This is a genomic window from Streptomyces sp. NBC_01451 (assembly GCF_036227485.1).
In the GTDB taxonomy this organism is placed as follows: domain Bacteria; phylum Actinomycetota; class Actinomycetes; order Streptomycetales; family Streptomycetaceae; genus Streptomyces.
The window spans coordinates 5,337,883-5,357,585 of sequence record NZ_CP109479.1; the positions used below are offsets into that span (position 1 = coordinate 5,337,883).

The window sequence follows — 19,703 nt, forward strand, 5'->3', positions numbered from 1 at the left end:
GGCCGGAGAAGGGAGTTGGCGTGAGCGCGGAGGTTTTCCACAGGCTGGGGGTGGTGCTGGGGGCCGTACTGGCCCTGGGGTGGCTGCTCCGGTGGATCGAGACGGTCCGGCGTGAACGGAGGGTGCGCCGGAGGCTGGTCCGGCTGCTCGCGCTGGAGGCGGGGCGGGAACGCGGCCCGGCGGGAGGGTGGTTCGGGGCGCGGGTTGCCGTACGGCGGTGGCTGCCCGTGGTGGGTGCGGTGAGCGGCGGATGGGTGCTGGTCGGCGGCCTGGCTGGCGTCGTGGTGGGGCTGGTCGCCGGGGTCGGGCTGTGGCGGTGGCGGCTGCGGAGGGCGGCCGGTGGCGTGGCGGCGGACGTCGACGCTGCCGAGGCGACCCGGCAACTCCCGCTCGCCGCCGATCTACTGGCCGCATGTATCGCGGCCGGCGCCGGACCGGTGGTCGCTGCCCAGGCGGTGGGCGAGGCGTTGACGGGACCGGTCGGGGAGGCGCTGGCGCGGGGCGCCGCAGAGGTGCGGCTCGGCGGCGAAGCGGCCGAAGCCTGGCGGAGGCTGGCGTCGATACCGGGAGCCGGCCCCCTGGCGAGGCTGCTGGAGCGGGCCGACGAGTCGGGCGTACCGGCGTCCGGGCCCGTCGCACGCCTCGCCGCGGACACCCGGGCCGACTGGGGACGCACGGCGACGGAGCGGGCCCGGCGGGCTGCCGTCATGGTCACCGCGCCGGTGGGGCTGTGCTTCCTCCCCGCGTTCATCGCCGTCGGCGTACTGCCTGTGGTGATCGGGCTGGCGGACGGGTTGCTGGGCGGGGGTGGTGGATGACACGAGCGGGGCCTGATCGGGAGCAGTTCATCGACAGCAAGTCATCAACGACGAGTCATCAACAGAGTTGAAAATTAAGGGAGTTGAGATGTTCGCAGTGGTGCGGGAACGGATGTGCGGCCTGGTGTGCAGGGCGCGTGCGGTGTTGGTGGCGCGGAGGGATGCCGGGATGGTGACTTCGGAATATGCCGTCGGCATTATCGCCGCGGTGGCGTTCGCGGCGGTGCTCTACAAGGTGGTGACGAGCGGGCAGGTCAGCTCGGAATTGCAGGCCATCGTGAAGAAGGCCCTCGATGCCAAGATGTGAACGCCGGGGCCGGGAAAGGGATGTGGGACGGTTCCGGGACCGGGGCTTCGTGACCGCCGAGGCCGCCGTGGTGCTGCCCGCACTGGTGCTGTTCTCGATGGCGCTGGTCTGGGCGCTGCTCGTCGCCGCCGCGCAGATCCAGTGTGTGGACGCCGCCCGGGCCGGTGCCCGGGCCGCCGCCCGGCAGGACCCGCCCGGCGCTGTCGTCGCGGTGGCCCGGGGCGCGGCCCCGCGCGGGGCGGAGGTCACCGTCACCAGAGAGGGCGACCTCGTGCGTGTGCGGGTGGTGGCTCGGCCGCCGGGACTCGGTGGCCTCGCCGTCGATGTGGCGTACGAAGCGGCGGCGTTGGCGGAGGAGACGGTGGGGGTGGGCGCGTGAGGCGTTGGAGAGGCGGGTGGCTTGCCAGGCTCGCCGGAGCTGTTTCCGCGCGCTCGGTCCGCTCCGACCGTGGCTCCGCGACGGTCTGGAGCGTTGGCGCCGTCGCCGTCCTGTGCGTGGTGTTCGGCGTACTGCTCGCCGTGGGGCAGGCGGCCGTGGCCCGGCATCGGGCCGCCGCGGGTGCGGACCTGGCGGCGTTCGCCGCAGCCGACCACTGGACGGAGGGTGCCGAGCAGGCCTGCGCGCGTGCGGACCGGGTGGCCGCTGCCCAGAAGACCCGGCTCGTTCGGTGCGCGATGGTGGGTGAGACGTCGGACCTGACGGTGATGTCGGGACGGGGCCTTTTCAGGGCGGAGGTCAGGTCGAGAGCGGGACCACCAGGGCCCCCTGGCCCGCTGAGACCGACCTGAGAGGAACCCGTGCACCCGTACCCGTGCATCCACGCCTCACGCCTCATGCGCCTGTTCGAGCGGGTGCCGGGTGCCGGGTGCGCGCCCTAACCCTTCTCGTCCGGCGCCTTCTCCTCGGGCGCCCCCTGCAGCAGAACCGTCAGCAACCGCACCGCTCCCTTTTTGTGCAAGGGCTCGTTGCCGTTGCCGCACTTGGGGGACTGGATGCAGGACGGGCAGCCGGCGTCGCACTCGCAGGAGGCGATGGCCTGACGGGTGGCCGTCAGCCAGGAGCGGGCCGTGTGGAAGGCACGCTCCGCGAAGCCCGCGCCGCCCGGGTGGCCGTCGTACACGAAGACCGTGGGAAGGAGGGTGTCCGGGTGGAGCGGGACGGAGACGCCGCCGATGTCCCAGCGGTCGCAGGTCGCGAAGAGGGGCAGCATGCCGATCGACGCGTGTTCGGCGGCGTGCAGCGCGCCGCCGAGGATCTCCGGATTGACGCGGGCCGCGTCGAGTTGGTCCTCGGTGACGGTCCACCACACGGCACGGGTGCGCAGCTTACGCGGAGGGAGGTCGAGCTTCGTCTCGCCCAGGACCTCACCGGTGATGACGCGTCGGCGCAGGAAGGAGACGACCTGGTTGGTGACCTCGACGGAGCCGTAGCAGAGGCGGCCGTCGCCCCAGGGGATCTCGGTGTCCGTCTCCAGGACGGCGATGGACGTCGTGTCGCGGGCGACCGTCGAATACGGCGGGTTCGCCTCCTCGACCAGGGCGACCGAGTCCGCCAGGTCGAGGGAGCGGACGAGATAGGTGCGGCCCTGGTGGAGGTGGACCGCGCCCTCGTGCACGGTCGTGTGCGAGGCGCCCGCGTCGACCGTGCCGAGCAGCCGTCCCGTGCCCTCCTCGACGATCTGGACGGGGTTGCCGCCACCGCCGCGGATGTCGGCCAGGTCGGCGGCCCGCTCGCGGCGTGTCCAGTGCCAGGCGCTGGTGCGGCGCCGGAGCAGCTTCGCGGCCTCCAACTGCGGTAGCAGGGCCGCCGTTTCAGGGCCGAAGAGTCCCAGGTCCGCCTCGGTCAGGGGGGATTCGGCCGCCGCCGCGCACAGGTGGGGGGCCAGGACGTACGGGTTGTCCGGGTCGAGGACCGTCGACTCGACGGGCTGGTCGAACAGGGCCTCCGGGTGGTGGACGAGAAACGTGTCCAGCGGGTCGTCGCGGGCGACCAGGATCGCCAGCGCGCCCTGTCCGGCGCGTCCGGCGCGGCCCGCCTGCTGCCACAGGGAGGCGCGGGTGCCCGGGTAGCCGGCGATGACGACGGCGTCCAACCCCGAGACGTCGATGCCGAGTTCGAGGGCGGTGGTGGCGGCGAGGCCGAGGAGCTCGCCGGAGTGGAGGGCCTGTTCGAGGGCTCTGCGCTCCTCGGGGAGATAGCCGCCGCGGTAGGCGGCCACGCGGCGGGCCAGCGAGCGGTCGACCTCGGAGAGCCGTTCCTGGGCGATCACCGAGATCAGCTCGGCGCCGCGCCGGGAGCGTACGAAGGCCACCGAGCGCACGCCCTGGAGGGTGAGGTCGGTCAGCAGGTCGGCGGCCTCGGCGGTGGCCGTCCGGCGGACGGGGGCGCCCTTCTCGCCGTGCAGTTCGGTGAGCGGGGGCTCCCAGAGGGCGAACACCAGTTCACCACGGGGTGAGGCGTCGTCGGCGACCTCGACCACCGGGAGGCCCGTCAGACGGCCGGCTGAGGCGGACGGCTCGGCGGCCGTGGCGGAGGCGAGCAGGAAGACCGGGGAGGCGCCGTAGCGGGCGCACAGGCGGCGCAGGCGGCGCAGGACCTGGGCGACGTGGGAGCCGAAGACACCGCGGTAGGTGTGGCATTCGTCGATGACGACGTACTTCAGCGATTTGAGGAAGGAGGCCCAGCGCGGGTGGGACGGGAGTATCCCCCGGTGGAGCATGTCCGGGTTGGTGAGGACGTAGTTCGCGTACTGGCGGACCCACTCGCGTTCCTCGACGGGGGTGTCACCGTCGTACACGGCAGGTCGTACCGCGTTTCCCAAAGGTTGTGAAAGTTCCTTCACGGAACGGCGCTGGTCGGCTGCGAGGGCCTTGGTCGGCGCGAGGTACAGGGCGGTCGCCCCGCGGCCGTTGGGCGCCTCGGAGCCGTCCAGGAGGCGTGAGAGGACCGGTACGAGGTACGCGAGCGACTTGCCCGAGGCGGTGCCTGTGGCGACGATCACGTTGTCGCCGTCCAGGGCGTGCTCGGCGGCCAGTGCCTGGTGGGCCCAGGGGTGTTCGATTCCGGCGGACTGGACGGCCGCGATGACCTCGGCGCGAATCCGGTCCGGCCAGACGGCATGACGGCCCGCACGTGGGGGCAAGTGCTCCGTATGAGTGATGCGCGAAGCGCGGCTCGGCCCCGAGGCGAGCCGGTCCAGGATCGTGCCCGGATCGGGTCGCGAGGCGGCGAAAGCCGAGGGTCGTTCGGATCGGTGATTCTTGGCCATCGGCATCGAGTGTGTCACTGGCGTGACGGACAATGGGCCCAAGGCGTCGTGCACGCCCTGCGGTAAGTGATTGAATGCCATCGCGGCTGGCGAACCGTCCTGGGGACTCTGCCGAGGTGTCCCTTGGGATGACCGCTCGATAGCAAGGTGCTGGAGGATCCGTGGACCTGTCCCTGTCGACCCGTACCGTCGGCGATCGTACGGTCGTCGAGGTCGGTGGCGAAATCGACGTTTATACCGCGCCCAAGCTGCGTGAGCAGCTGGTCGAGCTGGTCAACGACGGGAGTTTTCACCTCGTCGTGGACATGGAGGGTGTCGACTTCCTCGACTCCACCGGGCTCGGCGTACTGGTCGGCGGCCTGAAGCGTGTGCGTGCCCACGAGGGCTCGCTGCGCCTGGTGTGCAACCAGGAGCGCATTCTGAAGATCTTCCGCATCACCGGTCTGACCAAGGTGTTCCCGATTCACACCTCGGTCGACGAAGCGGTGGCGGCCACCGACTGACGGCCGTTTACCGGACGCGCACGCGGTCACTCGTAGGTGCGTCCGGCGACGGAAGAAGTTAACGAGGGGGGTCCGGGTCTCGGCGACCCGACCCCCTGACCGCACGCCCGTATTCCGAGGGGGATGCATGGCCACCGTTGAACTCCGCTTCAGCGCGCTGCCCGAGCACGTCAGGACCGCCCGACTGGTGGCGGCAGCGGTGGCGCGCAGGGCCGGAGTGGACGAGGCCGTACTCGACGAGGTGCGACTCGCCGTGGGCGAGGCCTGTTCCCGTGCCGTCGGACTGCACCAGAGCAGCGGTATCTCGGAGCCGGTGTGGGTGACGCTGGTCGAGGAGGAGAAGCTGTTCTCCATCGAGGTCGGCGACGAAGCACCCCGCTCGACTCCCGGTGACGACACTCCGGGTGCCGACGGTGGCGTGGACGTGGATGCCGAGGAGGACGAGATGGGCCTCGCGGTCATCAGCGGCCTCGTCGACGACGTCGAGGTCACCTCGGGGGAGAACGGCGGATCGATCCGCATGAGCTGGCCGACCACGCCGCCGGTCACGCTCCTCCCCTGAGGCCGTCCGGCCCGTAATTCTCTGCCCAAAGGGCCCTACTCGGTAGGGCCCTTTGGCATGTCCCGGTGCAGGTACCCGGTCCTACCGTGATCGTGCACGGCGTTTCGTGAATTGCTTCACGATCAATGGAGCGGTAATTTGATCACGCAACAATGTCTTTGAAGCGTTACCGTTTTTCGGAGTCGCGCGTCCTCGTCGAGGATTATCGATCATTTGCGGAAGGTACGGGAAGTTGAATTCCGTCAACCGCGTACTGTTTTGATCAGTTTCCGGTACCTACAATCCGTCCACATCTTGAGCTCAGTCCAAGCGTCAAGGAGGACGAATGGCGGGGCTTTCTTCCCCTCATCGGTTCGATCAACCCACAACCTTCGCAGCCGCAGTACTGACCGACGACAACCGACTGATCGTGATGGTCATCGCCGCGGTCGCCCTGGCGGCGCTCGTGGTCGCCGGGGTCCTGGTGCGCCAGGTACTCGCGGCGGGCGAGGGCACCGACAGCATGAAGGAGATCGCGAAGGCGATCCAGGAAGGCGCGAACGCCTATCTGGCACGGCAGTTGCGCACGCTCGGCGTATTCGCAGTGATCGTTTTCTTCCTGCTGATGCTGCTGCCGGCTGACGACTGGAATCAGCGCGCCGGACGGTCGGTGTTCTTCTTGATCGGCGCCGCGTTCTCGGCGGCCACCGGGTATATCGGCATGTGGCTCGCCGTGCGCAGCAATGTGCGTGTCGCCGCCGCGGCCCGGGAGGCGACACCGGCGGAAGGCGAGCCGGAAAGGGATCTCACCGAGGTCTCCCACAAAGCGATGAAGATCGCTTTCCGTACGGGCGGCGTCGTCGGCATGTTCACCGTGGGCCTCGGCCTGCTGGGCGCCTCCTGCGTCGTGCTGGTGTACGCGGCCGACGCGCCGAAGGTGCTTGAGGGATTCGGTCTCGGCGCCGCCCTCATCGCCATGTTCATGCGTGTCGGCGGCGGCATCTTCACCAAGGCAGCCGACGTCGGCGCCGACCTGGTCGGCAAGGTCGAACAGGGCATCCCGGAGGACGATCCGCGCAACGCCGCCACCATCGCCGACAACGTGGGCGACAACGTCGGCGACTGCGCCGGCATGGCGGCCGACCTCTTCGAGTCGTACGCCGTGACGCTGGTCGCCGCGCTGATCCTCGGCAAGGCGGCCTTCGGTGACGCCGGACTCGCCTTCCCGCTCCTGGTGCCCGCGATCGGCGTCCTCACGGCGATGATCGGCATCTTCGCGGTGGCGCCGAAGCGTTCCGACCGGAGCGGCATGAGCGCGATCAACCGCGGCTTCTTCATCTCCGCTGTGATCTCGCTCGCACTCGTCGCGGTCGCCGTCTTCGTCTATCTGCCGTCGTCGTACGCCGATCTGGACGGGGTCGCCGACACGGCGATCTCCGACAAGGGCGGCGATCCGCGGATCCTGGCGCTCCTCGCGGTGGCCATCGGCATCGTGCTGGCGGCCCTGATCCAGCAACTGACCGGCTACTTCACCGAGACCACCCGCCGACCCGTGAAGGACATCGGCAAGAGCTCCCTCACCGGCGCGGCCACCGTCGTCCTCGCCGGCATCTCCATCGGGCTCGAATCGGCCGTCTACACCGCCCTGTTGATCGGCCTCGGCGTGTACGGGGCGTTCCTCCTCGGCGGTACGTCCATCATGCTGGCGCTGTTCGCGGTGGCGCTGGCCGGCACCGGTCTGCTCACCACGGTCGGTGTGATCGTCGCGATGGACACCTTCGGGCCGGTCTCCGACAACGCCCAGGGCATCGCCGAGATGTCCGGCGACGTCCAGGGCGCGGGCGCGCAGGTGCTCACCGACCTGGACGCCGTCGGCAACACCACCAAGGCCATCACCAAGGGCATCGCCATCGCCACCGCGGTCCTGGCGGCCTCGGCGCTCTTCGGGTCGTACCGCGACGCGATCACGACCGCGGCGCGCGATGTCGGCGAGAAGGTCGGCGAGGGCGGGCCGCTCAACCTGGTGATGGACATCTCGCAGCCCAACAACCTGGTCGGTCTGATCGCGGGCGCGGCGGTCGTCTTCCTGTTCTCCGGACTGGCGATCAGCGCGGTCTCGCGGTCGGCGGGTTCGGTCGTCTACGAGGTGCGGCGGCAGTTCCGCGAGCATCCCGGGATCATGGACTACACCGAGAAACCGGAGTACGGGCGCGTCGTCGACATCTGCACCAAGGACGCGCTCCGGGAGCTCGCCACGCCCGGGCTGCTGGCTGTCCTGGCGCCCATCGCCATCGGGTTCACGCTCGGGGTCGGCGCGCTCGGCTCGTTCCTCGCGGGCGCGATCGGCACCGGCACGCTGATGGCGGTGTTCCTCGCCAACTCCGGTGGCGCGTGGGACAACGCGAAGAAGCTGGTGGAGGACGGCCATCACGGCGGCAAGGGCAGCGAGGCCCACGCGGCGACCGTCATCGGGGACACCGTCGGCGATCCCTTCAAGGACACCGCGGGTCCCGCCATCAACCCGCTGCTGAAGGTGATGAACCTGGTCGCGCTGCTCGTCGCGCCCGCGATCATCAAGTTCAGCTACGGCGACGACGAGAATCTCGCCCTGCGCATCGTCATCGCCGTCGTGTCGATCGCGGTCATCGTGGGCGCGGTGTACGTCTCCAAACGGCGCGGGGTCGCCGGGGAGGACGAGGCGGAGGAGGCGGAACGGGAAGCCAAGTCGGCTGATCCCGCGGTGGTCTCGTAGCCCGAGCAGGGTCCGCGGACCACGGATTCGTCTTCCACGATGTCTTATGGCTGGTCAGGAACCGGTCAACGAGCGGGCGGGCGGCGCGTTGTGACGCGTCGTCCGCCCGCTCGACGTGGGTTGCACGCCTTTTCCGTGAGCCTTCTCTCTCTTGGCTCTCTCTTGGTGCAAATGGCGGCAATAACACATCAAGCGGATGTCCGTCATGCTGATGTCGCCCAGTTGCCGTGTATGTTCCGGGGCCGAGAGCCATGGAAGGGACCAATCCGGTGAACAAGAAGCTCGCGGTCGCACTGTCCGGCGGTGCGGTACTGGTACTGGCGCTGTCGGGATGCAGCAGCGACGACGGCAACGAGAAGCTGGATGCCTGGGCCAAGCAGGTGTGCGACGCGGTGAAACCGCAGGCGCAGAAGATCGAGGCAGCCAATGCCGCGATCCAGAAGGAGACCTCCGACAACAGCACCCCGGCGGCCGTCCAGAAGACCGACGCGCAGGCCTTCCAGGACATGGCGGACGCCTACAAGGCGATCGGCGCGGCCGTGAACACCGCGGGTGCGCCGAACGTCGACGACGGCGAGACGAAGAAGGCGAACGCCGTCAAGGAACTCAACGACATCTCGGCCTCCTACGCGGGCCTGAAGAAGCAGGTGGACGGACTCGACATCAAGAACCAGGCGAAGTTCGCCGACGGTCTCAAGGGTGTCGCCACCCAGCTGGACAAGCTGAGCCAGAGCGGGAACGACGCCCTGAAGGCCCTGGAGGAGGGCGACGTCGGCAAGTCGATGGCCGAGCAGGAGAGCTGCAAGTCGACCCCGGTGTCCCCGGCGGCCTCCTCGACGGCCGGCTGATCGCTCCGCCGGACCCTGCCGAGCCGCGGCGGGAGTTTTCCACAGGCGTACGGGGTGTCCGCGCGCGTCTGTCCACAGGCGTGCGCGGCGGAGCGGCAGGGCGGACACAATAGGGGGCGTGAGTAACGCCAGCCTGCACGCCCTGCCCTCCGCCGACCGCCCCGATGCCGCCGCGAGCCTCCGGGCCGCGCTTCTGGCCGCCGACTTCACCGCCGACGGGCTGCTCGACCTGCTCGGCGCGCCCGCGTACGCCGCCCTGGCGCGCAGCGAGACCGTGCCCGCGCTCCGGGCGACCCGCGGCGACACGCCCTTGGCACAGCTCGTACGGCTGTTCCTGTTGCAGCAGTCCGTGCCCCGCGCGCGCGTGGCGGGCGTGCTGCCCGTCGACGACTGCGTGGCGAGCGGGTGGCTGGTGTCCGGGGACGACGGCCGGGTGACCGCCGCCGTCGACGTACGGCCGTACGGCGGGCCGGGCGGCGAGGACTGGTTCATCGTGTCCGACCTCGGGTGCGCGGTCGGCGGAGCCGGCGGCATCGGCAGTCACCATGAGGGCGTCGTACTCGGGGTGGGCGGTGCCTCCACGACCCTCGCCGGCATCACCGTCCGTACGCCGGTCGGCTCCGCGCTCGACCTCGGCACCGGCTCCGGGATCCAGGCGCTGCACGCCGCCCAGCACGCCACGCGCGTGACGGCGACCGACCTCAACCCCCGTGCCCTGCACATCACCGCGCTGACGCTCGCGCTGTCCGGCGCACCTGCGGCCGACCTGCGCGAGGGCTCGCTCTTCGAGCCGGTCCGGGACGACGAGAAGTACGACCTGATCGTCTCCAACCCGCCGTTCGTGATCTCGCCGGGCGCGCGGCTCACTTACCGCGACGGCGGGATGGGCGGGGACGATCTGTGCCGCACGCTCGTTCAGGAGGCGGGGGAGCGGTTGCGTGAGGGCGGGTTCGCGCAGTTCCTCGCCAACTGGCAGCACGTGGAGGGGGAGGACTGGCAGGACAGGCTCAGGTCCTGGGTGCCACGCGGCTGCGACGCCTGGATCGTGCAGCGCGAGGTGCAGGACGTCACGCAGTACGCCGAGCTGTGGCTGCGCGACGCCGGCGACCACCGCTCCGACCCGGCGGAGTACCGGGCGCGGTACGACGCCTGGCTGGACGAGTTCGAGACGCGCAAGGTGAAGGCGGTCGGGTTCGGCTGGATCACGCTGCGGAGGACGGGGGCGACGGCGCCTTCGGTCACCGTGGAGGAATGGCCGCATCCCGTAGAACAGCCCCTCGGGGACACGGTTCGCGCCCACTTCGAGCGTGTGGACTACCTGCGCACGCACGACGACGCGTCCCTGCTCGCCGGGCACTTCAGACTGGTGGACGAGGTCGTGCAGGAGCAGGTCGGGCTGCCCGGCGCCGAGGACCCGGAACACGTGGTGCTGCGCCAGCACCGCGGGATGCGCCGCGCCACCAAGGTGGACACGGTCGGCGCGGGCTTCGCGGGCGTGTGCGACGGCCAGTTGAGCGCCGGGCGGATTCTGGACGCCATCGCCCAGCTGGTCGGCGAGGACCCGGTGTCGCTGCGGGACCGCACACCCGCGCAGATCCGGTTGCTGGTGGAGCAGGGCTTCCTGGAGCCGTCGGGCGGGTGAGCGCGTGCCGGGTCCGGTGCCGTGGGGCCCTGTACTGCCGGTTCCGTGGCGGTGAGCCTGTTGTCTACGTCGTGACGACCATGGCGGAGGGGGGCTCGGCGGCCGATACGGGTACGGCAGGTCGCGTACGCCTCCGCCGTACGGCAGTGGGAGGCACAGGGGCGGCGCGCGAGGCATGGGGATGCGCGCGGGTGGCGTGGGCCGACCGCTCGCGGTGCCCGTGCCGCCGTACCGAGTGCGTGGTTGGCGAGGTTCGAGCGGCATATTCACGCCGAGTTGGGGTGGCCGGACCCGGGCGGGCCGCGCGCCGCCGCCTGTGAGATTCATGGGCCTCGCCCGCGACGGAACGTGGCCGGCCGGCCCTTCCCGCGAGGGCGCCGAGGGCGGTCGGCGGGTACGCACCGGGGCGCCTGGCCCCTGTCCGCCCGGTGTTCACCTCGGGTTCGCGTGGACGCTTCCCGGACGTGCCAGCCTCCCGGGGCCGGGGACTCCCGGGCCGGAGGAAAGGGGCGCACAGGAGTATGGAGAGCGGACCGGCGATCTTCGCGGGAGTGGTGTTCGCCCTGTTCGGGGGCGGGCTGCTGGTGTGGACCGCGGCCCGGGTACGGCATCGGGCGCCCGTCGCCCACGGTGTGAACCCCGTCGCATCGGCGGTCCTCGCGAGCGTCGCCGCGCTGGTCGCCGTCGGGGTCGCCGCATGGTGCCTGACCCGTGTGTGAGGTGGGCGGGAGGCGTATGGGAGGCGCACACGGCGTGGCCGCGCAGGTAACTGGTAGGTCACCCTCCGAATAAGCTCGAAGGGGCAGGTCGACACTCCGGGCGGCAGGAATGGCGGTAGTCGGGTTACCGTTCGAGTGGCCGTTGCGGGCTTTTCCCGTTTGACACGGGGGCGGGATGTACCGTCACACTCCGCAGCGTCAGCATGACCCGACCCCGGGAACAAGGCCGGGGGAGACCCCAGTGTCGACCGGAGAGAAGAGCGAAGTTGTCCCCGACCAGCGAGACCGCACAGGGCGGCCGCCGACTCGTCATCGTCGAGTCGCCTGCCAAGGCGAAGACGATCAAGGGCTATCTCGGCCCCGGATACGTCGTCGAGGCGAGCGTCGGGCACATCCGCGACCTCCCCAACGGCGCCGCCGAGGTACCCGAGCAGTACACTGGTGAGGTGCGCCGCCTCGGGGTGGACGTCGAACACGACTTCCAGCCGATCTACGTGGTCAACGCGGACAAGAAGGCCCAGGTCAAGAAGCTCAAGGACCTGCTGAAGGACTCCGACGAACTCTTCCTCGCCACCGATGAGGACCGCGAGGGCGAGGCCATCGCGTGGCACCTCCAGGAAGTCCTGAAGCCCAAGGTCCCGGTCAAGCGGATGGTCTTCCACGAGATCACCAAGGCCGCGATCCAGGCCGCCGTCGCCAACCCGCGCGAGCTCAACCAGAAGCTGGTCGACGCCCAGGAGACCCGCCGCATCCTCGACCGTCTCTACGGCTACGAGGTCTCGCCGGTCCTGTGGAAGAAGGTCATGCCGCGCCTGTCGGCCGGCCGTGTCCAGTCGGTCGCGACGCGACTTGTGGTGGAGCGGGAACGCGAGCGCATCGCTTTCCGTTCTGCTGAGTACTGGGACCTGACGGGAACCTTCGCGACCGGCCGCGCGGGAGACTCGTCGGACCCGTCGTCGCTGGTCGCCCGCCTCGCGGCCGTCGACGGCAAGCGCGTCGCACAGGGCCGCGACTTCGACTCCCTGGGACAACTGAAGAGCGCGAACACCCTCCACCTGGACGAGGCGAACGCCCGCGCCCTGGCCGCCGCCCTGGCGGACACCAGCTTCGCCGTCCGCTCGGTCGAGTCGAAGCCGTACCGCCGCTCGCCGTACGCCCCGTTCCGTACGACGACGCTCCAGCAGGAGGCCAGCCGCAAGCTCGGCTTCGGCGCGAAGTCGACCATGCAGGTGGCGCAGAAGCTGTACGAGAACGGCTTCATCACCTATATGCGTACGGACTCCACGACCCTGTCGGAGACGGCGATCAACGCCGCCCGCGCCCAGGTCACCCAGCTGTACGGCGCCGACTACCTCCCCTCGTCCCCGCGGACGTACGCCGGGAAGGTCAAGAACGCGCAGGAGGCGCACGAGGCGATCCGTCCGTCGGGTGATCGTTTCCGCACTCCGGCCGAGACGGGCCTGACCGGCGACCAGTTCCGGCTCTACGAGCTGATCTGGAAGCGCACGGTCGCCTCCCAGATGAAGGACGCGGTCGGCAACTCGGTCACCGTGAAGATCGCGGGCACGTCCGCCGACGGCCGTGACGCCGAGTTCAGCGCCTCCGGCAAGACGATCACCTTCCACGGCTTCCTGAAGGCGTACGTGGAAGGCGCCGACGACCCGAACGCCGAGCTGGACGACCGCGAGAGCCGTCTGCCCCAGGTGAACGAGGGCGACGCCCTGTCCGCCGAGGAGATCACGGTCGACGGGCACGCCACCAAGCCCCCGGCCCGCTACACCGAGGCGTCGCTGGTCAAGGAGCTCGAAGAGCGCGAGATCGGCCGCCCGTCGACGTACGCCTCGATCATCGGGACCATCCTCGACCGCGGTTACGTCTTCAAGAAGGGCACGGCCCTGGTGCCGTCCTTCCTGTCCTTCGCCGTCGTCAACCTCCTGGAGAAGCACTTCGGGCGGCTCGTCGACTACGACTTCACCGCCCGGATGGAGGACGACCTCGACCGCATCGCCCGTGGCGAGGCCCAGTCCGTGCCGTGGTTGCGGCGCTTCTACTTCGGGGTGGGCACCGATGGCGCTCCCGTTCCCGCCGTCGGCGGCGCGGCCGAGGCGGGCAACGGCGACGGGGACCACCTCGGCGGTCTCAAGGAGCTGGTGACCGACCTGGGCGCGATCGACGCCCGCGAGGTGTCGTCGTTCCCGGTGGGCAACGACATCGTGCTGCGCGTCGGGCGCTACGGCCCGTACATCGAGCGTGGCGAGAAGGACTCCGAGAACCACCAGCGCGCCGACGTGCAGGAGGACCTCGCTCCCGACGAACTGTCCGTCGAACTGGCGGAGGAGCTGCTCGCCAAGCCGAGCGGCGACTTCGAGCTGGGCGCCGACCCCGAGTCCGGCCACCAGATCATCGCCAGGGACGGCCGCTACGGCCCGTACGTCACCGAGGTGCTCCCCGAGGGCACCCCGAAGACCGGCAAGAACGCCGTCAAGCCGCGCACGGCCTCGCTGTTCAAGTCGATGTCCCTGGACACGGTGACGCTGGCGGACGCGCTCAAGCTGATGTCCCTGCCCAGGGTCGTCGGCAAGGACGCGGAGGGCGTGGAGATCACCGCGCAGAACGGGCGCTACGGGCCCTACCTCAAGAAGGGCACGGACTCGCGGTCGCTGCAGACCGAGGACCAGCTCTTCACGATCACCCTCGAAGAGGCGCTGGAGATCTACTCCCAGCCCAAGCAGCGTGGCCGGGCCGCCGCCAAGCCGCCGCTGAAGGAGCTGGGCACGGACCCGGTCAGCGGAAAGCCGGTGGTCGTCAAGGACGGCCGCTTCGGGCCGTACGTCACCGACGGCGAGAGCAACGCGACCCTGCGCTCCGGCGACAGCGTCGAGGAGATCACCCCGGAGCGCGGCTACGAGCTGCTCGCCGAGAAGCGCGCCAAGTCGCCGGTCAAGAAGACAGCGAAGAAGGCTCCGGCGAAGAAGGCCCCCGCCAAGAAGGCCGCCACGACGAAGACCGCCGCCAAGAAGACGACGGCGGCCAAGACGACCACCGCGAAGAAGACGGCCGCGAAGAAGGCGCCGGCCAAGAAGGCGACCGCCGCGAGGGCCACGGTCACGGGCGAGGAGTGAGTCCGTCGGCCGCGGCGACACCGGTGATCATCGGTCGACACGGATGAACACCGGTGAACGGTCGCGGCCGAGCGCGCTGACGGACTGCGCTGACGGACTGCGGTGACGTACTGCGCTGACGGACTGCGGTGATCGGCTGGGCTGACCGGCCGTGGTGACCGGCCGTGGTGACCGGCCGTGGTGACCGATCTTCACTTCGCCGTCACGCCGGCTTCGCGACACGACCGCCCCGGCACCATCAGGTGTCGGGGCGGTCGTACGTCGGACGGCCACTTCGACCTGTCGGTGGCTGCCGATAGGCTGAAAGCATGACGCCAGCAGAGCAGCCAACGGCCACCCCCCAGGCCCCCGACGACGCGTTGGTCGCGGACTCCCGCGAACGCGCCGTCCGCGCCCTGCTGCGGCAGCCCCAGCTGAAGCGGCTGTGGAGCGCGCAGCTGGTGGGCGGTGTCGGTGACGCGCTCGCGCTGCTGGTCCTGGTGGTGCTCGTCCTTCAGGCGGCCGTCGCCGAGGGCTCGTTCGGCGGCGGCGACCGGGGTGTGGCGCTCGCCGTGACGGCCGTCTTCGGGGCACGGGTTCTGGCCACACTGCTCTTCGGCGCCGTCCTGCTCGGCCCGCTCACGTCGATCACCTCGCGAGAGGGCCCGCTCGACCGCCGCTGGACCATGGTCGGCGCCGACGGCCTGCGCACCATACTCATGATCATCGCGCCCCTGTGGATCGACTGGACGCCTGAGAACGCCCTCGCCGTCCTCCTGGTCACCGCCTTCGTGACCGGCGTCGCCGAGCGCTTCTGGACGGTGTGCCGGGAGAGCGCGGCGCCCGCACTGCTGCCCACGCCTCCCCCGGAGGGGGCCACGGTCCGCCCGCTGCCGGACCACATGGACGCCCTGCGGCGCCTGTCCCTGCGTACGACCTTCGTCGCGCTGCCGCTCGCGGGCGCCGCGCTCGTCGTCGCCGGGCTTGTCAACAACCTGCTGGGCACGGGCATCGAATGGTTCAGTCGGCACCAGGCGGCCTTCGGGTCGTATGTCGCGGCCGGACTGTTCGCCGCCTCGCTGTCCGTGCTCACCGCCCTGGAGCTGCCCGACACGCGCACCCCGCGCGCGCGGTCACCGCTCGAAGGCCTGCGCCGCCCCAAGTCCGGCACGGCGGCCGACACGGGCCGTACGGGCGCGATCCCGCTGCTCGTCCTGGCCTGCGCCGCCGTCTCGGGCGCGGTCGCGGCGGCCGTCTCCGTGGCCGTCCTGCACGCCAAGGACCTGGGCGGCGGCCCGGTGACGTTCGGGCTCCTCGTCCTCGTGCTGACCGGCGGCACGGTCATCGGAATCCGTACGGCACCGAAGGTGCTGGTGGCGCTGTCGAGGCGTCGGCTGCTCGCGCTGGCCGTCGCCTTCACCGGGGTCGCGCTGCTCGCCGCCGGGCTGGTCCCGGACGTCACGACGGTGCTGCTGATCGTCGGGCTCGCCGGCATCGGCGCGGGCATCGCCGCCAACACCGGGCACACCCTGCTCGACCAGGAGACCGAGGACCAGCGGCGCACGCGGCTCACCGAGCACCTGCACGCGGTCGTACGGGTGTCCGTGGCACTGGCCGCGCTGATCGCCCCCCTGGTGGCCGCCCTCATCGGCCCGCACCGTCTGGAGAGCGGCAAGTTCGTGTTCGCGCACGGCGGCGCGGCGTTCACCCTGATGCTGGTGGGCGCGCTGCTGCTGCCGGTGGCCGCGCTGGTCCTCGCCAAGGTCGACGACCGTTCCGGCGTACCCCTGCGGCACGACCTGCGGGACGCGGTGCGCGGCGGAGACGACCCCGCGCAGGCACTCGCCTCGACCGGGTTCTTCATCGCCCTGGAGGGCGGCGACGGGGCCGGCAAGTCCACGCAGGCGAGGGCGCTCGCCGAGTGGATAAGGGCCAAGGGCCACGAGGTCGTGGTCACGCGCGAGCCGGGGGCCACCCCGGTGGGCAAGCGGCTGCGGTCCATCCTGCTGGACGTGTCGAGCGCCGGCCTGTCGCACCGCGCGGAGGCGCTGCTCTACGCGGCGGACCGCGCGGAGCACGTCGACACGGTCGTACGGCCTGCCCTGGAGCGCGGCGCTGTCGTCATCTCCGACCGGTACATCGACTCGTCGGTGGCCTATCAGGGCGCCGGCCGGGATCTCTCCCCGACGGAGATCGCCCGCATCTCGCGCTGGGCGACCGACGGCCTGGTCCCGCATCTGACCGTCCTGCTGGACGTCTCCCCGGAGGCCGCGCGGGAGCGGTTCACGGAGGCGCCGGACCGGCTGGAGTCGGAGCCGGCCGAGTTCCACGAGCGCGTGCGGTCCGGTTTCCTCACGCTGGCCGCCGCCGACGCCGGCCGCTACCTGGTCGTGGACGCGGCCCAGGAGCCCGAGGCCGTCACGACGGTCGTCCGCCACCGGCTCGACCAGATGCTGCCCCTCTCCGAGGCCGAGGTGAAGGCACAGGAGGAGGCACGCAGGGCGGCCGAGGAGGAGGCCAGGCGCAAGGCGGAGGAAGAGGCCGCGCGCAAGGCCGAGGAGGAACGCGTCGAGCGCGAGCGCCAGGAGACGCTGGCCCGGCTGCGCGCCGAGGAGGAGGAGCGCAAGCGCCGCGAGCTGGAGGAGGCGCAGCGCCGCGAGGCCGAACGCCAGGCGGAGGAGGCCCGGCAGCGGGCCGAGGACGCGCGCCGCCGCGCCGAGGAGGAGCGGGTACGGCTCCTCGCGGAGGAGAAGGCCCGCGCCGAGGCCGAGGCCCGCCGCAAGGCCGACGAGGACCGCCGCCGCAGGCAGGCCGAGGAGGAGGCACGGCTGCACGCGGAGGCGGAGGAACGCCGGCTGGAGAAGCAGCGGAAGGCCGAGGAGGCGCTCGTACGGGCGGAGGCGGAGCGTCGGCGCGTCGCGGAGGCTGAACGGCAGCGTGTCGCGGAGGCGGCGGCGACCGCCGCTGCGACCACTGCGGCGGAGGCTGCCGCGGCTTCGGCGGCGACGGCTTCCGCGGCTGATGCCGGGGAAGCGGCTTCGGGTACCGGCGCGGCTTCGGGTGCTGGTACGGGTACGGCGGCGGCCGGAGGTGCGGCTGCGAGGTCCGGTGCGGCTGGGGGCGGCCGGTCCGGTGCTTCCGACTCCGAGGTGACGGCCAAGCTGCAGAAGCCGCCGGTTCCTTCGGGGGCGACGGACGAGACGGCGGTGCTGCGTCCTGTGGTGCCCGGCGCGGCGGACGAGACCGCGGTGTTGCCACCGGTTCCTTCGGGGGCCGCCGACGACACGGCTGTGCTGCCGCCCGTGGTGCCGGGTGCGGCCGATGAGACCGCGGTGCTGCCTGCCGTACGGGAGGACAGCACGGGTCGGCGGGACAGCGCGCCAGCGGATCGTGTGCCGCCGGGGTTCTTCCGGGACGAGCGTGCGGACGGTCAGTCCGGGGCCGGTGAGGACCGTACGCGGGAACTGCCCCAGCTCGATGCCGACGGCGCCCCGCGTCGGCGCCCGCGTTCCGACTGGGCGGAGGAGACTCCGCTGGACGACCTGCCGACGCTGGCCGACGAACTGTTCGGGGCACGCTCGGACGACGACCGGGACGAGGGGCGGGGGCGGGGCGGGCGGCGCCGCTGAGGCGGGCCGCTGTCAGTGAGCACCCGTTGTCAGTGGGGATCGACTCGTTGTCAGTGGGGACCCGCACAATGGACTTCGCGAGGCAAGCCGTGACGAAACGGTATGTCGAAACGGTGTGACGAAGCGGCGTCGCCGACAAGGTGTGACGAAAGGGTGGTGCTCCCATGCCGGTGTGGGACGACCTGGTGGGCCAGGCGAAGGTGAGCGCGCAGCTGGAGGCCGCCGCGCGGGATGCCGACGCCCTGGTCACCGCCGTCGCCGCGGGCGAGCCCCAGCCCGAGGCGTCGAAGATGACGCACGCCTGGCTCTTCACCGGCCCGCCCGGCTCCGGCAGGTCCACAGCGGCCCGCGCCTTCGCCGCCGCCCTGCAGTGCGTGAGCCCCGACCGTGCCCTCGGCGGAGTCCCCGGCTGCGGGTTCTGCGACGGCTGCCACACGAGCCTGACGGGCACACACGCCGACGTGGACGTCGTCCGCACCGACCTCCTCTCCATCGGCGTCAAGGAGACCCGCGCCCTGGTCCGGCGGGCCCAGCTGTCACCGGCCGTCGGACGCTGGCAGGTCATCGTGCTGGAGGACGCGGACCGCCTCACGGAGGGCGCGGGCAACGTCCTGCTCAAGGCCATCGAGGAGCCCGCGCCGCGCACGGTGTGGTTGCTGTGCGCTCCGTCCATCGAGGACCTGCTGCCCACGATCCGCTCCCGCTGCCGCCTCCTCACCCTGCGTACTCCACCCGTGGAGGCGGTGGCCGACATCCTCATCCGCCGGGACGGCATCGAGCCGAACGTCGCGCACACCGTGGCCAGGGCCACCCAGGGGCACATCGGCCGCGCCCGCCGGCTCGCCACGGACGCGCGGGCCCGGGAACGCCGGGCCGCCGTGCTCAGGCTGCCGCTCCGCGTCGAGGACGTCGGGGGCTGTCTGAAGGCGGCCCAGGAGCTGATCGACTCGGCCTCGGAGGATGCCAAGCAGCTCGCCGAGGAGGTCGACGTGAAGGAGACGGAGGAGCTGAAGCAGGCGATGGGCGCGGCCCAGGGCGGCCGGATGCCGCGCGGTACGGCGGGCGTGATGAAGGAGCTTGAGGACCGCCAGAAGCGCCGGAGAACGCGTACGCAGCGAGACACCCTCGACCTTGCCCTGATCGACCTCACCGGCTTCTACCGCGATGTTCTCGCCATCCAGTTCGGCTCCCGCCTGGCGATCGCCAACGCGGACGCCGAGGACACCCTGGAGCGCCTGGCCCGCGCCGGTTCGCCCGCGTCGACGCTCCGCCGCATCGACGCGATCGCCGCGTGCCGCGAGGCCCTGGACCGCAACGTGGCACCCCTGCTGGCGGTGGAGGCGATGACGCTGGCGCTGAGAGCGGGCTGACGGTCGGTGTCGGCGACTCGCGAGTCGTACCACTTGCGCAGCCCGCAGCCCGCAGCCCGCAGCCCGCAGCCCGCAGCCCGCAGCCCGCAGCTTGTGATGGGCGATGAGTGATGGATGGCGTGTGACGTCCCTCGTCCCCCATCACTCGTGACTCGTAACTCGTACGAGTCATGTTGCGTACGGAAGGTATTCGGTCGGTTTCGC

At 71.1% G+C, this 19,703-nt stretch carries 14 protein-coding genes; 13 read left to right on the forward strand and 1 reads right to left on the reverse strand.

Features of this window, described 5'->3' with window-relative positions; translation table 11 throughout:
- Window positions 1-20 precede the first annotated feature (20 nt).
- The 4 genes from OG595_RS23350 (at window position 21) to OG595_RS23365 (ending at window position 1,914) form a co-directional block, all read left to right on the forward strand.
- Window positions 21-818 (forward strand): type II secretion system F family protein, encoded by a 798-nt coding sequence (locus tag OG595_RS23350; RefSeq protein ID WP_329275076.1) that lies wholly within the window; start codon window positions 21-23, stop codon window positions 816-818.
- 88 nt (window positions 819-906) lie between these two features.
- Window positions 907-1,125, forward strand: coding sequence for a DUF4244 domain-containing protein (locus tag OG595_RS23355; protein ID WP_329275078.1), 219 nt, complete (start codon window positions 907-909; stop codon window positions 1,123-1,125).
- A gap of 22 nt (window positions 1,126-1,147) precedes the next feature.
- Complete coding sequence (locus OG595_RS23360; protein WP_443073120.1) at window positions 1,148-1,504, forward strand: TadE family type IV pilus minor pilin; 357 nt, start codon at window positions 1,148-1,150, stop codon at window positions 1,502-1,504.
- On the forward strand, window positions 1,501-1,914 hold the full coding sequence (locus OG595_RS23365; RefSeq protein WP_329275082.1) for an Rv3654c family TadE-like protein: 414 nt from the start codon (window positions 1,501-1,503) through the stop codon (window positions 1,912-1,914). Before OG595_RS23360 ends, OG595_RS23365 begins: the two co-directional genes overlap by 4 nt.
- Before the next feature lie 86 nt (window positions 1,915-2,000).
- On the opposite strand, the gene OG595_RS23370 is transcribed toward OG595_RS23365, so the two are convergent.
- Window positions 2,001-4,475, reverse strand: coding sequence for a DEAD/DEAH box helicase (locus OG595_RS23370; RefSeq protein WP_329275085.1), 2,475 nt, complete (start codon window positions 4,473-4,475; stop codon window positions 2,001-2,003).
- Window positions 4,476-4,555: 80 nt separating this feature from the next.
- Here OG595_RS23370 and bldG point away from each other — a divergent pair, with 80 nt between their 5' ends.
- The 9 genes from bldG (at window position 4,556) to OG595_RS23415 (ending at window position 19,499) form a co-directional block, all read left to right on the forward strand.
- Window positions 4,556-4,897 carry an anti-sigma factor antagonist BldG gene (gene bldG, locus OG595_RS23375; protein WP_005475923.1) on the forward strand — a complete coding sequence of 114 codons (342 nt, stop codon included), beginning with the start codon at window positions 4,556-4,558 and terminating at the stop codon, window positions 4,895-4,897.
- A 127-nt stretch (window positions 4,898-5,024) separates the two neighbouring features.
- Window positions 5,025-5,459 (forward strand): ATP-binding protein, encoded by a 435-nt coding sequence (locus OG595_RS23380; protein ID WP_329275088.1) that lies wholly within the window; start codon window positions 5,025-5,027, stop codon window positions 5,457-5,459.
- A 325-nt stretch (window positions 5,460-5,784) separates the two neighbouring features.
- Entirely contained in the window at window positions 5,785-8,190 is a 2,406-nt protein-coding gene (locus OG595_RS23385) for a sodium-translocating pyrophosphatase (RefSeq protein ID WP_329275090.1), read from the forward strand.
- A gap of 251 nt (window positions 8,191-8,441) precedes the next feature.
- Entirely contained in the window at window positions 8,442-9,038 is a 597-nt protein-coding gene (locus OG595_RS23390; RefSeq protein ID WP_329275092.1) for a small secreted protein, read from the forward strand.
- 118 nt (window positions 9,039-9,156) lie between these two features.
- Window positions 9,157-10,680, forward strand: a complete 1,524-nt coding sequence (locus OG595_RS23395) for a class I SAM-dependent methyltransferase (RefSeq protein ID WP_329275094.1) — start codon at window positions 9,157-9,159, stop codon at window positions 10,678-10,680.
- A gap of 521 nt (window positions 10,681-11,201) precedes the next feature.
- Window positions 11,202-11,399, forward strand: coding sequence for a hypothetical protein (locus tag OG595_RS23400; protein WP_329275096.1), 198 nt, complete (start codon window positions 11,202-11,204; stop codon window positions 11,397-11,399).
- Between the two features lie 266 nt (window positions 11,400-11,665).
- Complete coding sequence (gene topA, locus OG595_RS23405; protein WP_329275097.1) at window positions 11,666-14,521, forward strand: type I DNA topoisomerase; 2,856 nt, start codon at window positions 11,666-11,668, stop codon at window positions 14,519-14,521.
- 308 nt (window positions 14,522-14,829) lie between these two features.
- Complete coding sequence (gene tmk / locus OG595_RS23410; protein WP_329275099.1) at window positions 14,830-18,129, forward strand: dTMP kinase; 3,300 nt, start codon at window positions 14,830-14,832, stop codon at window positions 18,127-18,129.
- 164 nt (window positions 18,130-18,293) lie between these two features.
- Entirely contained in the window at window positions 18,294-19,499 is a 1,206-nt protein-coding gene (locus tag OG595_RS23415; protein WP_329275102.1) for a DNA polymerase III subunit delta', read from the forward strand.
- The last annotated feature ends 204 nt before the right edge of the window (window positions 19,500-19,703 follow it).